The following is a 19,953-nucleotide window of genomic DNA, read 5'->3' on the forward strand; positions in this document are numbered from 1 at the left end:
CACAATATACTAGCGTAAATAACTAGCATTGAATATAGGACTTGTTATGCATGTGATTGTATTAGGCAGTGGTGTCATTGGTGTAACAAGCGCATATTATCTGTCGCAACAAGGTGCTCGTGTCACTGTATTTGACCGTGCAGCAAGCGCAGCTCAAGAAACCAGTTTTGCCAACGCAGGTCAAATTTCTCCTGGGTATTCAACCCCATGGGCAGCGCCGGGCATTCCCCTTAAAGCTGTGAAATGGATGTTTCAGCAGCATGCACCGCTGGCAATTAATTTAGATGGTAGCGCTTGGCAGCTTCGTTGGATGGCACAAATGCTCAAAAACTGTAATCCAGCCAGCTATAATATCAACAAAGAGCGTATGACACGTGTTGCAGAATATAGCCGTGATTGCCTGCGTGCACTGCGCCAAGATACCAATATTCATTATGAGCACCGCTCAAAAGGTACATTACAAGTATTTCGAAAAGCGGCTCAACTTGATGCAGTACAACGCGATATCGAAGTTCTCAAAGAATGTGGCGTAGACCACCAACTGCTTGATGCACAAGCTTTATCAAAAGTTGAACCTGCGTTGGCATATGCACAAGATAAATTGGTTGGTGGCTTACATTTACCAAATGATGAAACTGGTGATTGTTATTTATTTACCACAGCATTGGCTCAACTTGCCAAAGACCGTGGTGTTGAATTTAATTATCAGCAAAATGTAGAACGTATTGTCGTAGAAGGTAATGAAATAAAAGGTGTACTGATTAATGGTGAGCTGCATACAGCCGACCATTATGTTCTTGCTTTTGGCAGTTATAGCCGCGATTTTCTCTTGCCACTTGGTTTAGATTTACCAGTCTATCCTGTGAAAGGCTACTCACTGACCTTGCCTATTGTTGATGCAAATTATGCACCGCAATCTACCGTTCTTGATGAAACATATAAAATAGCCATTACCCGCTTTGATCAAAGAATACGTGTCGGTGGTATGGCAGAATTAGCAGGCTATAATTTAGATTTGAAAGACAAACGTAAACAGACCTTAGAAATGGTCAGCAATGACTTGTTTCCAGGAGGTGATTTAACACAATCAACCTTTTGGACAGGGCTTCGCCCAATGACGCCTGATGGCACGCCAATTATCGGACCTACGCAATACAACAACTTATTTTTGAACACAGGTCACGGTACGCTTGGTTGGACCATGGCATGTGGCTCAGGTAAATTACTCAGCGATATTATCATGCAGCAAGCAACAGATATTAATACCGATGGATTATCTATAGCGCGCTATCGCACGGTATAACATTACAGATTGTTAAGGAAGTTTTATGCCACGCCCGATACAGGCCGTTATTCATGTCAATGCGCTTCAGCATAATCTTGACATTGCACGTCAACATGCGCCGAACAGTCGTTTATTCGCTGTAGTCAAAGCCAATGCATATGGACACGGTATTGAACGTGTCTATGATGCATTTAAAACAGCAGATGGTTTTGCCTTATTGGACTTAGATGAAGCAATACGACTAAGAACACTCGGCTGGAAAGGTCAAATCATTTTACTTGAAGGTGTATTTCATTTAGATGACTTATCCATCTGTGAGCAATATGAATTGAGTTTTGTTGTCCATAACCAAAATCAAGTCACATGGTTAGAAAACTATATAGGTAATGCCTCTTTTCATATCTATTTAAAAATGAATAGTGGTATGAACCGCTTAGGCTTTGTTCCTGAAGCTTATACCGAAATTTGGCATATGCTGTCTAGACTTCGCTCAGTGCATGAAATTACCCATATGACTCATTTTTCAGATGCAGATGGAACACGTTTTGGTGAGCCGGGAGTTTGCTATCAATATACACGTTTTGACCAAATTACTGCGCCGTTACAAGGCAAACGTTCTCTGAGTAACAGTGCTGCAATTTTACGTCATCATCAAATTCACTCAGACGACACCCGTGCTGGTATTTTATTGTATGGTAGCTCACCAGATTACCCAACGCATAGCAGTCAAGATTGGGGCATTCAACCGTCAATGAGTTTACGCAGTGAAATTATTGCTGTTCAAGATATACATGCCGGTGACAGCGTGGGATACAGTTCAACATTTATTGCCAAACATCGAATGCGCATTGGAATTGTTGCATGTGGTTATGCAGATGGTTATCAGCGTATTTCCCCCACAGGTACGCCTATTTTAGTCAACGGTCAAATGACGCAATTAATTGGACGAGTGAGCATGGATATGCTTGCTGTAGATTTAACAGCAATACCTGATGCAGACCTTGGTGCAGAAGTTGTGCTTTGGGGTAAATCAAAATATGGAACCGTTTTACCTATTGATGAAGTTGCAGCATCAGCAGGCACTTTAGGCTATGAATTAATGTGTGGTATTACTGCACGTGTCGCATTTTGTATTGAAAATTAAATCAAAAAAAAAGAGGGCAAATGGCCCTCTTTTTTATTACATATAAAAAACCACATCTAGGAAAGAGTGTGGGTGTCCAGTATACGGACGAAACTTTAAAATTCGTCGTTGATCTTTTCTTTATCGATCAGCGTGATTACATCATTCCATAAAAAAGTATAAATAGAAAGCCCCTGTTTCAAATTATTATGCTAATTTTCAGCAAATCATCTATATATTTACTTTTAGATACAAATTTATTTCCCATTTGAGAAAATAAATATCTTTTTATTCAGGAAAAACAAATGTTAGGACAACACCACGTATTAAAAAAACGATATGACTCATGGATTTATAGAAACTTTACTGTTTATAGTGGCTATTTTATTTTATTTTGTGCATTCATACTCAGTTCAGGCTGTTCAACACTTGGGCCACATGGTGGCTCTGTCGAAAAACGTGCAAATAAATTGTCTGCCGCTTTACAAAGAGCCTATCAAGTTCCAAGCTTTACTGCGAACCGTTTATCACCGTGGATTATTCAAAGCGCTGATCGATATCAAGTGCCTGCTGAATGGATTGCTGCCACCATTAAACAAGAATCAGGTTATCGTAGCGGTTTAACCTCCTCAGGTGGTGCCGTCGGGTTGAGTCAAATTATTCCAAGTTATTGGTCTGCTGTATGCCCGGGCGATTTATATCAAGACCGAGGTAATATTGAGTGCAATGCATTTATTCTTGCACGTTATGAAAAGCAAGCAGGTTCTTGGTTTAAAGCAGCAGCATATTACAATGTGGGACCATCAGGTTATGAATCGAGCTTTTGGACAAGACATAAAGCAAAAAAATATGCTCGAAGTGTAAAACGTTATAAAAAGCAGTTACAAAAAGCCTTATAATTTAAGATATGTTTAATCGCTCAACGTGACGATACACCCTAAATATTCACTTTACATTTTTGCTTCACCATCACTTAAATGGTTTTATTATCCATGTCTCGTATTTCCTTCCTTCCTGACAAGTTCAGTAGTTTAATTTTTGCCATGTTGGTCTTGGCTACGCTTCTACCTATTTCAGGACAAGCTGCACATTACTTTAATATCCTAACCAATGTTGCAATTGCGCTATTGTTCTTCTTACATGGCGCCAAATTATCAAGAGAAGCAGTCATTGCAGGCATAACCCATTGGCGTTTGCACTTATTTATTTTTGCTGCAACCTTTGTCATGTTTCCCCTGCTCGGTTTTTTACTCAAACCGATTATAGAACCCTTATTAGGCTCTTCATTGTATTTAGGCATTTTATATTTATGCTTGTTGCCATCCACAGTACAATCATCTATTGCATTTACCTCCATTGCCAAAGGCAATGTGCCCGCTGCATTATGTAGTGCTTCAGCATCGAATATTATAGGGATGTTTTTAACCCCAGTGTTGGTCAGTTGGCTCATTACTCAGCAGCATGTTGAGCATCAAAGCTCTAATTTTGGTGCAGCAACAAACATTATTTTGCTTCTATTTGTTCCCTTTGTGCTAGGACAACTCTTAAGATCTACCATGCAACCTTTCTTAAAAAAACATGCATCAAGTGTCAAATTGGTTGATCAAGGTTCTATTTTAATGGTGGTATATTCTGCATTTAGTGAAGCAGTCATTGAAGGAATTTGGCATCAAGTGTCTTCAAGTACTTTGATTTACTTGTTAATTGTTTGTTCAGGCTTACTTGCTATCATGATGTTACTCATTCATTTTAGCAGTAAAAAGCTCGGGTTTAATTCAGCCGATCAAATTACCATTTTATTTTGTGGTTCTAAAAAGACTTTGGCCAGTGGTGTGCCAATGGCAAAAATTCTTTTCGCAGGACAACCCTTTGGTTTAATTTTACTGCCATTGATGTTATTTCATCAAATACAGTTAATTACCTGCGGGATTCTTGCACAAAAATTTTCAAAAAAAACAGATACATAATTTCAAAGATCGCTTTAAGAATCCAACCAAACGATATAAAGAAATCATCCTACACTCAAGGAGGATTTCTTTATTCGATTTATTCATATAAACATTAATTTTTATTATTTTTTATGCTTACTTATCACAGGTATTCTTCTCTCCAGAACAGGAACGAACAAGCACATGGGGATAACGAATGCAACTTAATCAAATCAAAATCGGTCTTTTTGCTGTATTACTTGGACTATCATCCGTAAGTATTGCAGCTAAAGACTTTTTAAACGTCTCTTATGATCCAACACGCGAACTTTATACAGATATTAATAAAGCGTATGGTGATTATTGGAAACAAAAAACAGGCGAATCTGTAAACTTTAAACAGTCTCATGGTGGATCAGGCAAACAAGCGCGTGCCGTTATTGATGGGCTTGATGCCGATGTTGTGACATTGGCCCTTGCAGCGGATATTGATGCAATTGCAGAAAAAACAGGTAAACTGCCGTCAAATTGGCAACAGCGCTTCCCGCAAAACTCAACACCTTATACATCTACCATTGTATTTTTAGTTCGCAAAGACAACCCTAAGCAAATAAAAGATTGGAACGATTTGATTCGTCCAGATGTTGCGATTATCACGCCGAACCCTAAAACATCAGGTGGTGCACGTTGGAACTACCTAGCAGCATGGGCATGGGCAAAACATCAACCAGGTGGTAATGATAAGACAGCACAAGAATTTGTACGTAAAATTTACAAAAATACCAAAGTACTTGACTCAGGTGCACGTGGTGCAACCACAACCTTTGCTGAGCGTGGTATTGGTGATGTGTTATTGGCTTGGGAAAATGAAGCTTATCTTGCAGTCCGTGAACAACCGAACAAGTTTGAAATTATTACACCATCGCTTTCAATTTTAGCTGAACCACCAGTTGCAATTGTTGATAAAAACGTGCAAAAAGATGGTAATGAAGCGCTTGCAAAAGGCTATCTCAACTTTTTATACTCTCCATTAGCACAAGATATTATTGCTAAAAACTACTACCGCCCAAGAAATCAAAAGGTACTTAAAAAATACAGCAATGTATTTAAGCCATTGAAATTGGTCACGATTGACCAAGAATTTGGCGGTTGGACGAAAGTACAAAAAACACATTTCGACAATAATGGTATTTTTGACCAAATCGTAAAAGAAAACCAAAAATAAGTTTGAAAACAGGGAGTCTGAGATATGCCTAAATTTCATAGCATCATTGTACCAGGCGTAGGTGGCAGCAATGAACACCACTGGCAGTCATGGATTGAAAAGCGCTTATCTCATGTAACTCGTGTTGAACAAAACTGGGATCAACCTATTTTAAATCAATGGGTTGATCAATGGATTAACGTGATCCAAAGTACCGACCTTCCTGTACAAGTCATTGCACATAGTTTTGGATGTTTAACCAGTATTGCCGCTTTAGCTGAACACCCAACGATACAACATCGTATTAAAAAATTAATTCTTGTTGCACCTGCAAATCCAATCCGTTTTAGCGAGACAGGTTTTGCACACACTGAGGCTGAAAGCTTTTTTGAATATTTCAAGCAAATTCAAATCACTGTACCGAGTATCATGTTAATCAGTGAAAATGATCCTTGGCTTGAATATGAGGATGCAAAATACTTTGCAGAAATATGGAAAATCCCCTATGTTAACCTTGGGAAGGTTGGACATATTAATGTGGATGCAGGTTTTGGTACCTTTCCAGAGCTTTTGCCACATTTACTCTCTAAACCAAAAAAACGGATACTTGATAGCTCATCATACTCAATTTTAAAAAGCCATCAGCACAATTTTTTAGTTGAATCACTCTGATTTGATTCAATGGATGTAAGAGATCGTAATGCGAAATAACAAAGCAGTTTTACCAGGTTTTGGCTTATCTTTAGGTTATACAATTTTATATTTATCCATTATTGTATTTATACCTTTATCCGCCGTATTCATCAAATCACTCGGCATTGGCTGGGAGGGGCTACTCGGCATTCTGCAAGATACCCGTATCCTCAAAGCACTTCAGCTCAGTTTCACCACAGCGTTGATCGCAGCACTCATTAATGTTGTTTTAGGGTTTTTATTGGCATGGTGTCTAGTACGCTATACTTTTCCTGCGAAGCGTATCATTGATGCTTTAATCGATTTACCTTTTGCATTACCAACTGCTGTTGCAGGAATTGCCCTGACCTCTTTATACGCATCAACCGGTTGGGTGGGTCAATACTTAGAACCTCTCGGCATTAAAATTGCCTATACCTCAGTTGGTATTACCTTGGCTTTAATTTTTATTGGTATTCCCTTTGTTGTACGTACAGTTCAGCCAGTTTTAAGTGATTTAGAAACCGAGCTTGAAGAAGCATCTTCAGCTTTAGGTGCAACCAGATGGCAAACTTTTCGCTATGTCATTTTTCCAATTATTTTACCACCCCTCATCACAGGCTTTGCTTTGGCTTTCGCACGCGGTGTTGGTGAATATGGTTCAGTGATTTTTATTGCTGGCAATCAGCCTTATAAAACTGAAATTGCGCCATTAATGATTATTTCGCGTTTAGAAGAATATGACTATGCTGGTGCAACCACTATTGCTGTCATTATGTTAGTACTGTCATTTGTTATTTTGTTGCTGATTAATATTCTACAATCGTGGGCAACCCATCGTACCGGGAGAAATGTGTAATGAGTGGTTCAAATAATGCACATGATCTTGCTTATAAACTACAAAGCAAAGATGCTACCCGAGAAGCCAATTGGGTTCGATACTTATTACTGACTTTAAGTTTAATTTGTTTTTTAAGCTTATTAATTTTGCCATTAATCTTGGTGTTTGTAGAAGCATTTCGACAAGGCATACAAGTTTATTTCCAAGCACTTATCGAGCCTGACACCCTTGCTGCGGTCAAGCTAACGTTGTTAACTGCAGTGATTGCTGTACCGCTTAATGTCGTCTTTGGTGTTGCTGCAGCATGGGCTGTGGCTAAATTCAATTTCAGAGGAAAAACTTTATTAACTACATTAATTGATACGCCATTTTCTGTATCTCCTGTAATTGCAGGATTAATGTTGGTACTTATCTTTGGTACACAAGGTTGGATGGGCACTTGGTTGCAAGAACATAATATTCAAGTGTTATATTCAGTACCAGCCATTGTCATTGCGACTATTTTTATTACTGTGCCATTTGTTGCCCGAGAACTTATTCCATTAATGCAAGCGCAAGGCAATGAAGAAGAAGAAGCTGCTATTTTGCTCGGTGCCTCAGGTTGGGTGACATTTTGGAAAATTACGCTACCTAATATTAAATGGGGACTTTTATACGGCGTTATTCTGTGTAATGCCCGTGCAATGGGTGAGTTTGGTGCGGTATCTGTGGTTTCAGGTCATATCCGTGGTGAAACCAATACCCTGCCTTTGCATGTAGAAATTTTATACAACGATTATAGTTATAGTGCTGCTTTTGCTGTGGCCTCGTTATTAGCATTTTTGGCAATTATTACTCTTGTGATTAAAACATGGGTTGAAGTCCGCCAAGAAAAAAATAGTTCAAGTGCATCATAGGGAGCATGAAACATGAGTATTCAAGTTAAAAATATCGAAAAAAACTTTGGCAGTTTTCAAGCTCTCAACAACATCAGTTTAGACTTTCCTGAAGGTCAATTGGTTGCGCTATTGGGGCCATCTGGTTGTGGTAAAACTACACTCTTACGCATTATTGCAGGACTTGAAAAAGCAGATGCAGGGCAAATTATTTTAGAAGGGACTGATGCCACTAAAACCCATGTACGGGATCGTCAAGTTGGCTTTGTTTTTCAACACTATGCCTTGTTTCGACATATGACGGTATTTGACAATGTCGCTTTTGGTTTACGTGTTCGTCCACGCACTACACGCCCGTCAGATGCAGAAATTTCAAAACGTGTACATCAACTTTTAGAATTGGTACAGCTTGATTTTTTATCTGATCGTTACCCATCACAATTGTCAGGTGGACAACGTCAGCGTATTGCCTTAGCTCGTGCGCTTGCTGTGGAACCAAGCGTGTTGTTACTAGATGAACCATTTGGTGCGCTTGATGCCAAAGTCAGAAAAGAATTGCGCCGTTGGTTGCGTAACTTGCATGATGAATTACACATCACTTCGATCTTTGTGACCCATGACCAAGAAGAAGCTTTAGAAGTAGCCGATAAAATTGTAGTGATGAATAAAGGAAATATTGAGCAAATTGGTTCACCACGTGAAGTTTATGAAACACCACAAACTCCATTTGTATTTGACTTCCTAGGGCAAGCCAATCGCTTTGAAGGCACAAGTAAAAATGGCACCTTGTATTTAGGTGATGACCAATTGAAGTTACATTCAGCACAACACGATGGTGGCTTAATTGCATTTGCTCGACCACATGAACTGACAATTCATACCACACACACGGCTAATGCCATTGAAGCAACCTTCTTACGTTATGTATGGGTGGCAGGAAAAATTATTGCTGAATTGCAAGATCGTTCAAACCAACCTATTGAAATTTTAGTATCACCAGAACAAGCAGCAGCGCAAGAACTGTCTGCCAACCAAAAAGTATGGATCACTGCTCAACATTTGCATACTTTTGAAAAAAATGAACTATCCGCTTAAAATGAGAGCATGAGTCTATGAATTTTCAACAATTAAGAATTATCCGAGAAACCGTAAGACAAAACTTTAATCTTACGGAAGCATCTGCCGCACTGTTTACTTCACAATCTGGCGTAAGTAAGCACATTAAAGATTTAGAAGATGAGTTGGGTGTGCAGCTGTTTATCCGTAAAGGAAAACGTCTACTTGGCCTAACAGAGCCTGGAAAGGCCTTGCTTGGGGTTGTTGAACGCATGTTAATTGATGCGGACAACATTAAACGCTTGGCTGATGAATTTAATAAAATTGATGAAGGCACATTAACGATTGCAACTACGCATACACAAGCACGTTATATTCTGCCGCCAATCGTCAACTTATTTAAAAAGCAATTTCCAAAAGTACATTTGATTCTACAACAAGCTAGCCCTAATGAAATTGTAGATATGCTGTTGAAAGGTCAAGCTGATATTGGTATTGCAACTGAGTCACTGACCAATGAAGACAATTTGGCAGGTATTCCTTACTATACATGGCAACATAGTATTATTACACCGCCTGACCACCCTTTAACACGCTTAGACAAAATTACCTTAGAAGACTTAGTCAAATACCCAATTGTCACTTACCATGAAGGTTTTACAGGCCGCTCTAAAATTGACCAAGCATTTGCTGATGCTGAATTAGATGCAGATATTGTTATGTCTGCGCTCGATGCCGATGTGATTAAAACCTATGTTGAACTAGGCATGGGTATTGGGATTATTAATAATATTGCTTACGATGCCAAACGTGATCAACATTTAGCCCAAATTAAAACCTCAGTATTTGATATTAACACCACATGGATTGCTGTGCGTAAAGGTCATTTATTGCGTGGATATGGATATAACTTTATCTCTTTATGTTCGCCTGATGCCAATATTGCAATGCTTAAAAAAGCAGCTTATCCTGAAGAATAAAATTAAAAATAAACTTAGGCTATTCATAACCTTCGGTTGATCCCAAAACCCATCCATTTAATGATGGGTTTTATCATTTGAGCTAATCGAATAAAGTTATAAAATGTTTTAATGTAAAATTAATAACCAATTAAATCAAATATTTAAATTTATTTTATATACTATTAAATATTTTATGAAATTAAAATATATAAAACATTAAATTAAATACTAAAAAGCGTTTGATTATAAAATTCATGTCACGCATTATACAGTTGAAAATGTAACACAAAGATCAAAAAATCAATCTTTTACACACTGAATATTGTTTTGAAGGTGAATTTACTATGATGAATGGAATGACAACTGAAAAGATCACAGCCATTTTTAATCGTCAGAAAGCTTTTTTTGCAGCACAAAATACTCAGCCGATCGAATTTCGTAAAACTCAATTACTGAAATTAAAACAGGCGATTCTTGAGCATACCGATGAAATTATCACGGCTTTGGATTTAGATTTAGGTAAATCTAAAGATGAAGTGATGCTCGCTGAAATTAACAATGTCATTCATGAAATTGATTTTCATCTAGAACACCTTGATGAATGGGCAAAAGATCAAGTGGTTCCTAATTTTGAGCATTATCCTCAAACGACACAAAGTCTCATTCGTCGCGAATCATTTGGTGTAACGTATATTATTTCACCATTTAACTACCCTCTTATGCTGACATTCAGTCCACTCATGGGGGCAATGATTGGTGGGAATACTGCAATAATCAAACCATCTGAAAATACACCTCATAGCTCAAAGATCATCAAGAAAATTGTTGAGAGTGCGTTTGATGACTCATATATTGCTGTAATTGAAGGCGCTATAGAAGAAAACCAAGCTTTACTTGCTTTACCATTTGACTTTATCTTTTTCACAGGCAGTCCGGCTGTTGGAAAAATTGTCATGCGTGCCGCAGCAGAACATCTTACTCCTGTTGTACTTGAACTTGGTGGCAAAAGCCCATGTATCATTTTAAATGACGCTGACTTAGACCAAGTTGTCGACAGCATCTGTTTTTCAAAATTTATTAATTCTGGACAAACATGTGTTGCACCTGACTATTTATATGTTCATGCAGCCATTCAAGATCAATTGGTTAATAAATTGATAGAACGCATTCAGTCTAACTATAGCGAACTTGGTCAAATTGGTAAGATTATTACGCAAAAGCAAGTTGAAAATCTTAATCGCTATGTGACTGCAAATGCTGAAAAAGTTGTCTTTGGTGGACAATACGATGTGGAAAAACGCTTATTTCAGCCAACGGTTATGAATGATGTAGTTTGGTCTGACAGTATTATGCAGCAAGAAATTTTTGGTCCTGTGTTTCCAATCCTGACTTTTAATGATCTTGCGGAAGTTGCAAGCAATGTTAATACGTATCATCCAAAACCTTTGTCTGCATATGTATTTACTAAAGACTATGCACTCGGTCATGAGTTGCTAAATTCAATTCCTGCAGGTGATGCACAAATTAATGGCACCATCATTCATGCTTTCTCACCATATCTACCATTTGGTGGTATTGGTGGTTCAGGTATGGGCAACTATCATGGTAAACACAGCTATGAAACGTTTACTCATCAAAAATCAATTTTAGTTCATCAATAATTAGTCTCGTCACGACATAAAAAAGGTCTCAATAGAGGCCTTTTTTATTTTTTGCTTGGATCGTAAGCTCAAATATTACATGGATTATCACAGTATTATTTCATGATTTCAGCATGACATATCATGGAATCTTAATACTTGGCATTTATGATGGATTGAATTCTAGTGATCTTCACTTATCAGGTCATTTCATCTCGATATGAATAAGACTGTTCTTTAAATAGAACGCTCTAACCTTCTTTTCAGTATTTTTTAATTCTTTGTTTCTTGTTATCACTAAACACTGTGATTTATTACGGACAATATCCATGTTTAACCCCAATCTTATGATCAAAAACATTGTGACACAATCATCAGTTCATGCATTCATTTTATTGCTTGGACGTGCGCTTTTGGCGTATTTATTCATTATTGCAGGCTGGGGGAAAATAGCATCTTACACAGCTACTGTCGGTTATATGGAATCTAAAGGTGTGCCGGGTGTGTTACTACCCTTGACCATTTTAGCTGAATTTGGCGGTGGACTTGCTTTATTATTTGGCTTTCAGACTCGCCTGACAGCATTGGTTTTAGCTGTACTTAGCGTGATTACCGCAATGATTTTTCATACAGGTACAGACAAGGCTCAAGTGATTAACTTTATGAAAAACATTTCAATTGCAGGTGGTTTTTTAATCCTGATGCTACACGGCGCAGGGCGTTTGAGCATCGACGCCTTGATTGAAAAAGAATCCTCTTAATATATTTAACAAGCTCATAAGAGTAAGGCAAACCCTGCCTTACTCTTCAAATGATAAATTAAATAAATTCCTCTAAAGCGTGTTCAACCGCTGTATCACCTTGAGTTAACTCAATAATTTTATGGTGAATTTTTGGCTGTTTCAACAAAGCAAGCAATGTTGCTGCTACATCTTCACGCGAGATTGGATTATTGCCTGATGGCAAAGCATAACCCACTTTAACTTGACCTGTGCCTGAAGCATCAGTTAACTGACCTGGTCTTAAAATTACCCAATTTAGCGCTGATTGAGTTAATTCATATTCTGAATACTTTTTAACCCGAATATAATTTTCAAACTTATCGCCAAGTGCAGCCGTCCGCCCTGCCTCAGGAAAAGCTGACACCAAAATAAAATGAGAGATATTGGCCTGCTGAGCAGCTAAAACTGATTTCGTTAGTCCCTCGCCATCCACTTTATTGGTCAATGTTTCATCACCTTTACCGCCTGCACCTGCTGAAAAGATAATATGATCTGAACCTTGAAATAACTGAGCCAACTCATCCACAGACAAAGTCGTAATATCGCCCCATACAGGTGTTGCACCCAATGCTTTGAGTTCTTGCTCTTGGCTTTCACTTCGATACAGTGCATGAACAGACCAATCACTTGGCTGTAATTGTTTTGCAACGTGTTTAGCGACTTGACCTGATCCACCAACAATAAATACTGTGCTCATACATCCTCGCTTTATTTATTAAGATTAATTACGATGCTAACAAAGTCATTGTATGCCGTATATCTCAAGTCTTAAAACTTTAGTAAAGAATCGTTAACTATTAATTTAATGTTGCAACAGATTGATTTACATCTACTTTAGTTCCACCAAAATTTTTAGCAATATAATCGTTCACAAAAGGTTGATGATAAAGCTGACCAAGTTTATCTAAAGCTTTACGTTTTTGGTCGTTTTTGCTAGTCACCAAAACATTAATATTTTTGCTGTTATCGGCACTGGTTTTTTCATAATACAATGACTGTTTAAGTACATTTAAGCCACTGTCTAGCGCTTCGGTATTGCCAATGGCAGCCAAATCCACTTCTTCTAGTACTCGCGGAATGGTCGAGCTTTGGACAGTACGAAAGCTCAATGATTTTGGATTGGTTAAAATATCTGCAGGCGTGCCTGAAATTGCATTAAAGTCTTTTGGTAACGTAATGAGTTGAGCTTGTGCAAGTAATCTTAATGCACGGGCAGTGTTTGCAGCATCATTAGGTATAGCCACCACAGCCCCTGTTGGCAACTGATTTAAAGTTTGGTATTTTTTAGAATACAGCCCCATAGGTTCTAAATAAGTGGTAGCAATCGCAACCAACCCTTGATGATGAATTTCATTAAATGCCTTTAAGTATCCCCAAGACTGAAAAGCATTTACATCAATTTCTTGGTTTAACGTGGCACGATTCAGAGCAACACCATCATTAATTTCTTTAACCTCAATATTTAAACCCAATTGTTTGGCTTGTTCAGACGCTGCAATATGCTTCCAAATTTGGGCATCTGAACCTAAACTGCCAATCACAATGGTTTGTGTTGATGTTTTTTCTTGCTCTTTCGGTTCAGTTTGAGTTTTTAAATAACTCGAGCAACCAATTACAAACACCACAGAAAAGACCACAAGCCATAATATGTTTTTCTTTTTCATGACGATGCTCCTGCACGCAGATCCATGATTTGTTGATACTGTTTAGGGTAAAAACGCTGTGTTACATCAAGGTGTGAACGTAACCTACTCTTTAAACTGTTTTCACCAACATTTTGTAATAAGGGATTCGTCGGATCACTTTTGATCCCATTTGATAATTTTTGTAATGCTGGCGGTAAATTTAAAACAGGTAAATCGCCTGCAAAAATATGCGGTGAAATAAAATAAGCGATTGAATAGCGGTCTTGATACTGAGGTGCAACCACACGATGTGTATTGGCAACCAAATATCCATTGGTAATCAATTCAAGCGTTTCACCAATATTAATCACAAAGGCATCTTCGACATAAGGCACATCAATCCACTGACCTTCAGACAAAACCTGTAATCCGCCAATACGATCTTGCAAGAGTAAGGTTAAAATATTGGTATCTTTATGTGCACCAACCCCTTGACCATCTGCATGATGAATTTGTTTCGGATATTTAATCAGCTTTAACATTTCATGTGGAGTTTCAGTTAAAAATGAATCAAGTGCATAAGGATCTAAACCCAAAGCATCTAACAACGCATGAATAAGCTCAATGGCAACTTGATGTACATCCTGTTGCCATGCTTCAACCACTTGCTGGAACTGAGGCCAATCTTTTGGCCATTGATTTGGTCCTTGTAGTCTTGACCACAATGGAGTGTTTTCATCAAGTGGTATCTCAGGTCTTTCAATACCAATGTCTATTTGTTCTCTCGCATCTAAACGATTTTGCGTATGCTCTTCCCCAACACGCGAGTATCCACGAAAATGTGGTGAATGCAGCATTGAAATATCATCTTTAATCGCCTGATCAAGCTCAAAAAACTGTTTGCTATATGCTTTGATTTGAGCCAATTTTTTGCGCGAAATCCCATGTCCTGTCACATAAAAGAAGCCAATATTTCTGGCGTATGATTGCAAATTTGCCAAAAACTCTGCACGTGTTTCAGGATGATTTAACAAGGTCAAATCTAAAATTGGTAAGTGCTGACGGATTTCTGTATCGGCATGTTTGGCTAATGCACTCATAACATTCTCTTTTTATCGTGACTGTGATGAGACTAAAATATTTTATTCTTTGTTTAAAATATAAAAAAAATCATTACTTATTGTTTTTAGATATTTAAAGAATAAATCAACATAAGTTATTGTTATATAAATACTTTTAAAATACATATTGCAGTAAAGCAGATAATTAAATCATTTATTTTGCAATACTCAGTCTGGCAACTGAGTATTGCTGATTACTTTAATGATGTGTTTGAGTTGGTGACTCATTCGGGCTTAAGCTTGGTGTTTGGTCAAAAAAGTTCCAAGGTTTGAGTAACACATTCACCCATTCTGTAGGCATCATTGGCCACTCTTCAGCACGTGCCACATGAGTGGTTCCTGTGGTCAGCCATACCACCACATCTTCATTGCGGATTGAATCATTATTTTTCACAAACTGACCTAACCCTGTATCTTCTTCTGAGCGATTTGGATACAGCCCTTCAGGATACATTTCATTCGGGTGATATTTTGTCACCCAAATTTGTTGATCCATAAAACTTAAACGTTTATATAACCATTCATCTTTGGCAAAATTTGCACCTTTTGCAATAGGATGTGTTCCACCTGCAAATGGGATCAATTGATAAGAAACAGGATTACCCATCGCATTTTCTTTACTGCTATTACTCAATAAGCGAATCGTAGCAGGATCAAATTTTTCGACAGCGTCTGCTTCGGTGTTTATGGTTTGCTGATCCACTTGGATGCTGCTTTTTCTAACCCCTTGGTGGTTAGTTTTGACCACAGGATCTAAATGATTAAATGTGTTTTTCTCACCATCAACATCAAGATCTAAACGGAAATTATAAATATGTTGATGAGTTGTACCAACAATATGATGATCAATTAAAGTCCCATAACGTGTGTCTTTGGCCGCAGTTTGATCGTGCATGGTTTTAGACAATACGCCTTTTACAGCTTCTATCCCTGTTGCACCGGCATTGATGCCAATGGTTCCATTTTCACTCAATACCCAATCAAACATATAATCATAATTACCCACTGTGCTTACCCATCTCACCACCAATTCACGGCGTGCAACACTGACATTTGATTGCCCCATTTCTTGATGTTTATATTCAGGTCCGGCATAACGCTCAAAAATTGCAAAAGCATTTGGAATCGTCATTGGATTACCTTGATAATCTGCAATCACTGCATCCATCATCACAGCATTGTCAGGTACATCTGTGCCACGCTGTAAAGATGATGTTAAGGTGCCCATACCATAATCACCTGAATCTAAATAAGATTTAAAATACCAACCTGTATCTGGATCGCCATACGGTACGATCATGCCACCTAAGTTACCTTCATACATAATCTTACGTTTTACATTTTTATCTTTATACGTCATGGTTGAAAGCTGTAATCCCACACGTGTATCTAAAGCAACATGGAAACACCAATTGTTCCAATGAACCATTTGCCCTGTCACCGTAAAATTCTTGCCTTCAGGTTCAACAATATTCAGGGGTTTCTGTTGTTTTTTTGCCATGCCACGTCCGTCATAAGGTCGCGCTGCCATAGGAATCGGAACAATGCCGTTGTCTTCGATTTTAATAATTTTCTTTTGATCTAAATCTACAACTGCAACTAAATTTTCTATTGGATGTGCCCAATAATTGCCATCCCCGACATCTAAATAAGAAACCACTTTTAAAACATTGTATTCTTTATTTAAACCATCTTCGCCACCAAAATAACCCACGGTGAGCGGAGTGCCCACAACTTTACTTACATCAGTGATACCACGTTTTTTTAATGCCTCTGCATACAATGGGCTAGATTGAATCGCTTTTTGCACCACATCAAAATCATCAAGTAAAACCATACCATGTGTATTGGCAATGACTTTCCACTCAAGTATTTTTTGATGTGTAATATCAACTACACCTTGAATTACACTATTATTAATTAATATTGCAAAATCAGCCTCGCGAGCACCTTGATACGCTTTATGATTAATAACATCATCCCATACGGTATATTTGTCAGGTGCTTTTAAAGCTAAACGGCTGAATCGCAAAACTTTTGGTGCCCGTGAATCTGCTTGGATTACCATCTTGACTTGTTTGATCTCATCTGCAGATAAACTATTTAATGGATGTGCAACCGATTCAACTTGAAATGTTTTATCAAGTTTTGATTGGAAAATTTCATTGGCCAAATCCTTGCTGACCATCGCTTGCCCGTGCTGAATCATTAAAGGTACAGACACTTTCAATGGTTGACCATTCACTAAAATGACATTCGAGTTAGGCTTAATTCGAACATAAGTTGAATTTCTTGTGACAGTATAGGTGCCTGTATATGTATCTTCTTGAACCTCAGCCCCTGCAGATTTCATGACTTGTTTTAAAGGTAGCCAAGTTACAGCCTGCCCATGTGCAAACAATTGATGTGAAAGCACCAATGAGCTAATGCCCAAAGCAATTTTTTTTAGTGTCTTTTGTTTTGAATGCATGTTGACCTCGGCAATTACACAATGAATAAACAAAATGTAGTGCAAAGCTGCAACAAAAAAATCACTCTAAAGAGTGATTTTTAACGTGTTTCTTTCAACTTATTTTAGAAATTATAACGCAAAGATAGATTCACCCGAGAGTAGTCACCTTTTAAATTACTAAAGGTTTTACGCTGCCCATAAGTGTACTCCATGCCCATATTAAAATTTTTCACTGGTGTAAAGAAAATATTACCAATTGCATTATAAGCCATTTTATTACTTCGAGTATCTGAGGCTAAAGTGTGTGCATATGGCGTATCATGTTCATACCACAATGCACCTGCAATTAATGAGGTTTTCCAACGTGGCGTCCATTCATGCACATAACCCAACAACACCTTGTCATATTTACTGTCTTGAATATGGAAGTTACCATTGGCATCTTGCGTGACAATATAAGCAGGGTTCGGGCTCACATATAAAATATATTTATTGCTGCCTTTAACATGATAATAATCAAAAAATAGGGTGTCTTTTTTGCTGAGGTTAATACGCGTTCCAACCCCAAGCCCCCAACCAAGTGTTTCTTTATCATCGTGATTGTTATTCGACACACGGTTTTCATGCAATAAGCCAAAAAACTGTAAATGCCCCGCATCTTTTGGCAAAGTATAATCATACTTGGCCGTCAATGCAGGGATACGACCGCCACGCATAATATTGCTGCTTTTCTCCCCTGTAAAGCCATCAACATTGCCGCCTTCAAGTGCCACCAATACTTTATGATGTGGTGCTAAATCTCGTGTATAGCGAATTTGTACTGCACGGTTACTGTTTGACCCAATCGGTCCATTGGCATCCACTGTACTTGGCGTCGTTTCATAACTAATAAAAGGCGATGTGGTTTGACCCACTAACCAAGACCCCAATGATGCATATGCATGGCGTATACGAAATGCTCCATTGCCATTGGTTCGTGTAGCGCTTCCCATGAAGTCACCTTCAAAGACACCTTTTAATAACCCATAATCGGTTTTGCGTTGTATTTCTAAACCAACCACCGATGTTGCAGCAGAAACATTTAATGCGCCTCGGGTTGCATGCTCTCGGTTTAAAGGAGCTTTATTGGTCGGATTATAAATGTCAGTGGTTCCTGCATTGCCACCTTTAAAGTCATATGTGGAATGAATACGAAAACTGCCATAGAGTTTTAATGATGTTTTGCCATCTGAAAGCGTCATCCAACCTGGTTTCGATGTGGCTATACTTGGTGCACTTTCAACTGTTGCTGGTGGTTGTGATGCAATAACATAAGATGGCTGTGCTTCTTTAATTTTTTTTTGCTTCGCCAATAAGTCAGTTAATTGATCTTGTAATAATAAGACTTCTTTATTTAAGTGTCTGACTTCGCGCTCCTCGGCTGTTTCTGCATAAGATGCGCCGCTCATGACAACCAATGATGTCAAGACAGATAATTTATCTTTAAACAAAATATTCCTCACAATACATTTCATTCGTAAATAAAATGAAATCTTACATCTGATCAATTTATCTACAATTTTATGGATGAAAATGTATTATAGGCACAGTTTTTAAAAGTTATATGACAATCTAATCAAATTAATTGAACGAAAATAGCTATAATTCATTAAATCAATAACATAAATTGATTAATTCATAACAATTAGCCATAGTGCAGAACCTTACTCATCAGCTCTTGCCTGCTATCCACCTGCATTTTTTGCAAAATATGCTGCACATGAGTTTTTACCGTATGAATGCTAATAAACATTTCGTCTGCAATTTTTTGATTTTTTTGCCCTTGCATCATTAAAGACATAATTTGTTGTTCTTTTTTAGTGAGCTGAGAAGAAATTTGCGGTTGTTGCTGTGGTGAAAGTAATGCGCTTAAATGACTTGCAAAGTGATATTTAGCAAACGTGTGATATCCCTTAATAATTTTAATTTCGTTTTCAGTGAATTGATTTTGTGAAGATGAGCGAACCAAACTCAAGCCTTTAATTATCATACCGGCATCATCTTGAAACCACAATTCAATATTGTCTTGAATCTTGTGCTGGTCAATAAAGCCTTGATAACTTTCAGGCACGATATGCTGTTTTAATACCATCATGCCTTCTGTCAGAGCAGATTGGCTCAGTGGATGCTTAAAGCATAGCGGATCATATTGCTGATAATTTAATAAATATTCATCAATGGCATGTGGATTTAAATTTGAATAATAATGATCTGAATATGCTAAATGACATATATCATAAGCAAAGAATGCATCAAAAGAGACAACACCCTGTATAGCATGCGTCATTTGATTGACAAACGTAGTCCAATTTTGAAAAGACATCGCAATGATTCAGTAAATAAATATT

Annotated in this window: 18 protein-coding genes; 12 read left to right on the forward strand and 6 right to left on the reverse strand. The window is 37.8% G+C overall.

Annotation, left to right across the window (positions count from 1 at the left end; genetic code table 11):
* Nucleotides 1–46: 46 nt before the first annotated feature.
* The 12 genes from CFY84_RS03245 to CFY84_RS03300 all read left to right on the forward strand — a co-directional run bounded on the left by CFY84_RS03245 (nucleotide 47) and on the right by CFY84_RS03300 (nucleotide 12,347).
* Nucleotides 47–1,303 carry a D-amino acid dehydrogenase gene (locus tag CFY84_RS03245; RefSeq protein ID WP_088822756.1) on the forward strand — a complete coding sequence of 419 codons (1,257 nt, stop codon included), beginning with the start codon at nucleotides 47–49 and terminating at the stop codon, nucleotides 1,301–1,303.
* Between the two features lie 25 nt (nucleotides 1,304–1,328).
* The gene (alr, locus tag CFY84_RS03250) at nucleotides 1,329–2,429 is read left to right on the forward strand and encodes an alanine racemase (RefSeq protein WP_088822757.1); all 1,101 of its coding nucleotides are present in this window, start codon (nucleotides 1,329–1,331) and stop codon (nucleotides 2,427–2,429) included.
* A 284-nt stretch (nucleotides 2,430–2,713) separates the two neighbouring features.
* Nucleotides 2,714–3,307, forward strand: a complete 594-nt coding sequence (locus CFY84_RS03255; RefSeq protein WP_088822758.1) for a lytic transglycosylase domain-containing protein — start codon at nucleotides 2,714–2,716, stop codon at nucleotides 3,305–3,307.
* A 93-nt stretch (nucleotides 3,308–3,400) separates the two neighbouring features.
* Complete coding sequence (locus CFY84_RS03260) at nucleotides 3,401–4,375, forward strand: bile acid:sodium symporter family protein (RefSeq protein ID WP_088822759.1); 975 nt, start codon at nucleotides 3,401–3,403, stop codon at nucleotides 4,373–4,375.
* Between the two features lie 178 nt (nucleotides 4,376–4,553).
* Nucleotides 4,554–5,561 (forward strand): sulfate ABC transporter substrate-binding protein, encoded by a 1,008-nt coding sequence (locus CFY84_RS03265; protein ID WP_088822760.1) that lies wholly within the window; start codon nucleotides 4,554–4,556, stop codon nucleotides 5,559–5,561.
* Between the two features lie 24 nt (nucleotides 5,562–5,585).
* Nucleotides 5,586–6,212, forward strand: coding sequence for an RBBP9/YdeN family alpha/beta hydrolase (locus CFY84_RS03270; protein ID WP_088822761.1), 627 nt, complete (start codon nucleotides 5,586–5,588; stop codon nucleotides 6,210–6,212).
* Between the two features lie 28 nt (nucleotides 6,213–6,240).
* Nucleotides 6,241–7,071 (forward strand): sulfate ABC transporter permease subunit CysT, encoded by an 831-nt coding sequence (gene cysT / locus CFY84_RS03275; protein WP_088822762.1) that lies wholly within the window; start codon nucleotides 6,241–6,243, stop codon nucleotides 7,069–7,071.
* Complete coding sequence (gene cysW, locus CFY84_RS03280) at nucleotides 7,071–7,949, forward strand: sulfate ABC transporter permease subunit CysW (RefSeq protein WP_088822763.1); 879 nt, start codon at nucleotides 7,071–7,073, stop codon at nucleotides 7,947–7,949. The genes cysT and cysW overlap by 1 nt, the downstream gene beginning before the upstream one ends.
* A gap of 12 nt (nucleotides 7,950–7,961) precedes the next feature.
* Nucleotides 7,962–9,023, forward strand: a complete 1,062-nt coding sequence (locus tag CFY84_RS03285) for a sulfate/molybdate ABC transporter ATP-binding protein (protein WP_088822764.1) — start codon at nucleotides 7,962–7,964, stop codon at nucleotides 9,021–9,023.
* Nucleotides 9,024–9,040: 17 nt separating this feature from the next.
* Nucleotides 9,041–9,964 (forward strand): CysB family HTH-type transcriptional regulator, encoded by a 924-nt coding sequence (locus CFY84_RS03290; RefSeq protein ID WP_088822765.1) that lies wholly within the window; start codon nucleotides 9,041–9,043, stop codon nucleotides 9,962–9,964.
* Between the two features lie 326 nt (nucleotides 9,965–10,290).
* On the forward strand, nucleotides 10,291–11,607 hold the full coding sequence (gene mdlD, locus CFY84_RS03295) for an NAD(P)-dependent benzaldehyde dehydrogenase MdlD (RefSeq protein WP_228149583.1): 1,317 nt from the start codon (nucleotides 10,291–10,293) through the stop codon (nucleotides 11,605–11,607).
* A gap of 308 nt (nucleotides 11,608–11,915) precedes the next feature.
* The gene (locus CFY84_RS03300; protein ID WP_088822766.1) at nucleotides 11,916–12,347 is read left to right on the forward strand and encodes a DoxX family protein; all 432 of its coding nucleotides are present in this window, start codon (nucleotides 11,916–11,918) and stop codon (nucleotides 12,345–12,347) included.
* 58 nt (nucleotides 12,348–12,405) lie between these two features.
* Here the strand turns inward: CFY84_RS03300 and CFY84_RS03305 are convergent, their stop codons facing one another.
* From CFY84_RS03305 to CFY84_RS03330, 6 genes are all read right to left on the reverse strand, one after another.
* Nucleotides 12,406–13,065, reverse strand: a complete 660-nt coding sequence (locus CFY84_RS03305) for an SDR family oxidoreductase (protein WP_088822767.1) — start codon at nucleotides 13,063–13,065, stop codon at nucleotides 12,406–12,408.
* A 100-nt stretch (nucleotides 13,066–13,165) separates the two neighbouring features.
* Entirely contained in the window at nucleotides 13,166–14,032 is an 867-nt protein-coding gene (locus CFY84_RS03310) for a MetQ/NlpA family ABC transporter substrate-binding protein (RefSeq protein WP_088822768.1), read from the reverse strand.
* A complete protein-coding gene (locus tag CFY84_RS03315; protein WP_088822769.1) occupies nucleotides 14,029–15,093 on the reverse strand; it encodes an isopenicillin N synthase family dioxygenase in 1,065 nt (354 codons plus the stop codon). The genes CFY84_RS03310 and CFY84_RS03315 overlap by 4 nt, the downstream gene beginning before the upstream one ends.
* 220 nt (nucleotides 15,094–15,313) lie before the next feature.
* Nucleotides 15,314–17,584 carry a primary-amine oxidase gene (gene tynA / locus CFY84_RS03320; RefSeq protein WP_088822770.1) on the reverse strand — a complete coding sequence of 757 codons (2,271 nt, stop codon included), beginning with the start codon at nucleotides 17,582–17,584 and terminating at the stop codon, nucleotides 15,314–15,316.
* A gap of 104 nt (nucleotides 17,585–17,688) precedes the next feature.
* Nucleotides 17,689–19,056, reverse strand: a complete 1,368-nt coding sequence (locus CFY84_RS03325) for a DcaP family trimeric outer membrane transporter (RefSeq protein WP_171289024.1) — start codon at nucleotides 19,054–19,056, stop codon at nucleotides 17,689–17,691.
* Nucleotides 19,057–19,250: 194 nt separating this feature from the next.
* Complete coding sequence (locus CFY84_RS03330) at nucleotides 19,251–19,928, reverse strand: response regulator transcription factor (protein ID WP_088822772.1); 678 nt, start codon at nucleotides 19,926–19,928, stop codon at nucleotides 19,251–19,253.
* Nucleotides 19,929–19,953 lie beyond the last annotated feature (25 nt).

Source organism: Acinetobacter apis, from assembly GCF_900197575.1.
GTDB classification, from domain to species: Bacteria; Pseudomonadota; Gammaproteobacteria; order Pseudomonadales; family Moraxellaceae; genus Acinetobacter; species Acinetobacter apis.

Excerpts from the sequence above, each read along its gene's own strand:
- CFY84_RS03245 (WP_088822756.1), top strand. The coding sequence starts at position 47 with ATGCATGTGATTGTATTAGGCAGTGGTGTCATTGGTGTAACAAGCGCA.
- alr (WP_088822757.1), top strand. The coding sequence starts at position 1,329 with ATGCCACGCCCGATACAGGCCGTTATTCATGTCAATGCGCTTCAGCAT.
- CFY84_RS03255 (WP_088822758.1), top strand. The coding sequence starts at position 2,714 with ATGTTAGGACAACACCACGTATTAAAAAAACGATATGACTCATGGATT.
- CFY84_RS03260 (WP_088822759.1), top strand. The coding sequence starts at position 3,401 with ATGTCTCGTATTTCCTTCCTTCCTGACAAGTTCAGTAGTTTAATTTTT.
- CFY84_RS03265 (WP_088822760.1), top strand. The coding sequence starts at position 4,554 with ATGCAACTTAATCAAATCAAAATCGGTCTTTTTGCTGTATTACTTGGA.
- CFY84_RS03270 (WP_088822761.1), top strand. The coding sequence starts at position 5,586 with ATGCCTAAATTTCATAGCATCATTGTACCAGGCGTAGGTGGCAGCAAT.
- cysT (WP_088822762.1), top strand. The coding sequence starts at position 6,241 with ATGCGAAATAACAAAGCAGTTTTACCAGGTTTTGGCTTATCTTTAGGT.
- cysW (WP_088822763.1), top strand. The coding sequence starts at position 7,071 with ATGAGTGGTTCAAATAATGCACATGATCTTGCTTATAAACTACAAAGC.
- CFY84_RS03285 (WP_088822764.1), top strand. The coding sequence starts at position 7,962 with ATGAGTATTCAAGTTAAAAATATCGAAAAAAACTTTGGCAGTTTTCAA.
- CFY84_RS03290 (WP_088822765.1), top strand. The coding sequence starts at position 9,041 with ATGAATTTTCAACAATTAAGAATTATCCGAGAAACCGTAAGACAAAAC.
- mdlD (WP_228149583.1), top strand. The coding sequence starts at position 10,291 with ATGATGAATGGAATGACAACTGAAAAGATCACAGCCATTTTTAATCGT.
- CFY84_RS03300 (WP_088822766.1), top strand. The coding sequence starts at position 11,916 with ATGTTTAACCCCAATCTTATGATCAAAAACATTGTGACACAATCATCA.
- CFY84_RS03305 (WP_088822767.1), bottom strand. The coding sequence starts at position 13,065 with ATGAGCACAGTATTTATTGTTGGTGGATCAGGTCAAGTCGCTAAACAC.
- CFY84_RS03310 (WP_088822768.1), bottom strand. The coding sequence starts at position 14,032 with ATGAAAAAGAAAAACATATTATGGCTTGTGGTCTTTTCTGTGGTGTTT.
- CFY84_RS03315 (WP_088822769.1), bottom strand. The coding sequence starts at position 15,093 with ATGAGTGCATTAGCCAAACATGCCGATACAGAAATCCGTCAGCACTTA.
- tynA (WP_088822770.1), bottom strand. The coding sequence starts at position 17,584 with ATGCATTCAAAACAAAAGACACTAAAAAAAATTGCTTTGGGCATTAGC.
- CFY84_RS03330 (WP_088822772.1), bottom strand. The coding sequence starts at position 19,928 with ATGTCTTTTCAAAATTGGACTACGTTTGTCAATCAAATGACGCATGCT.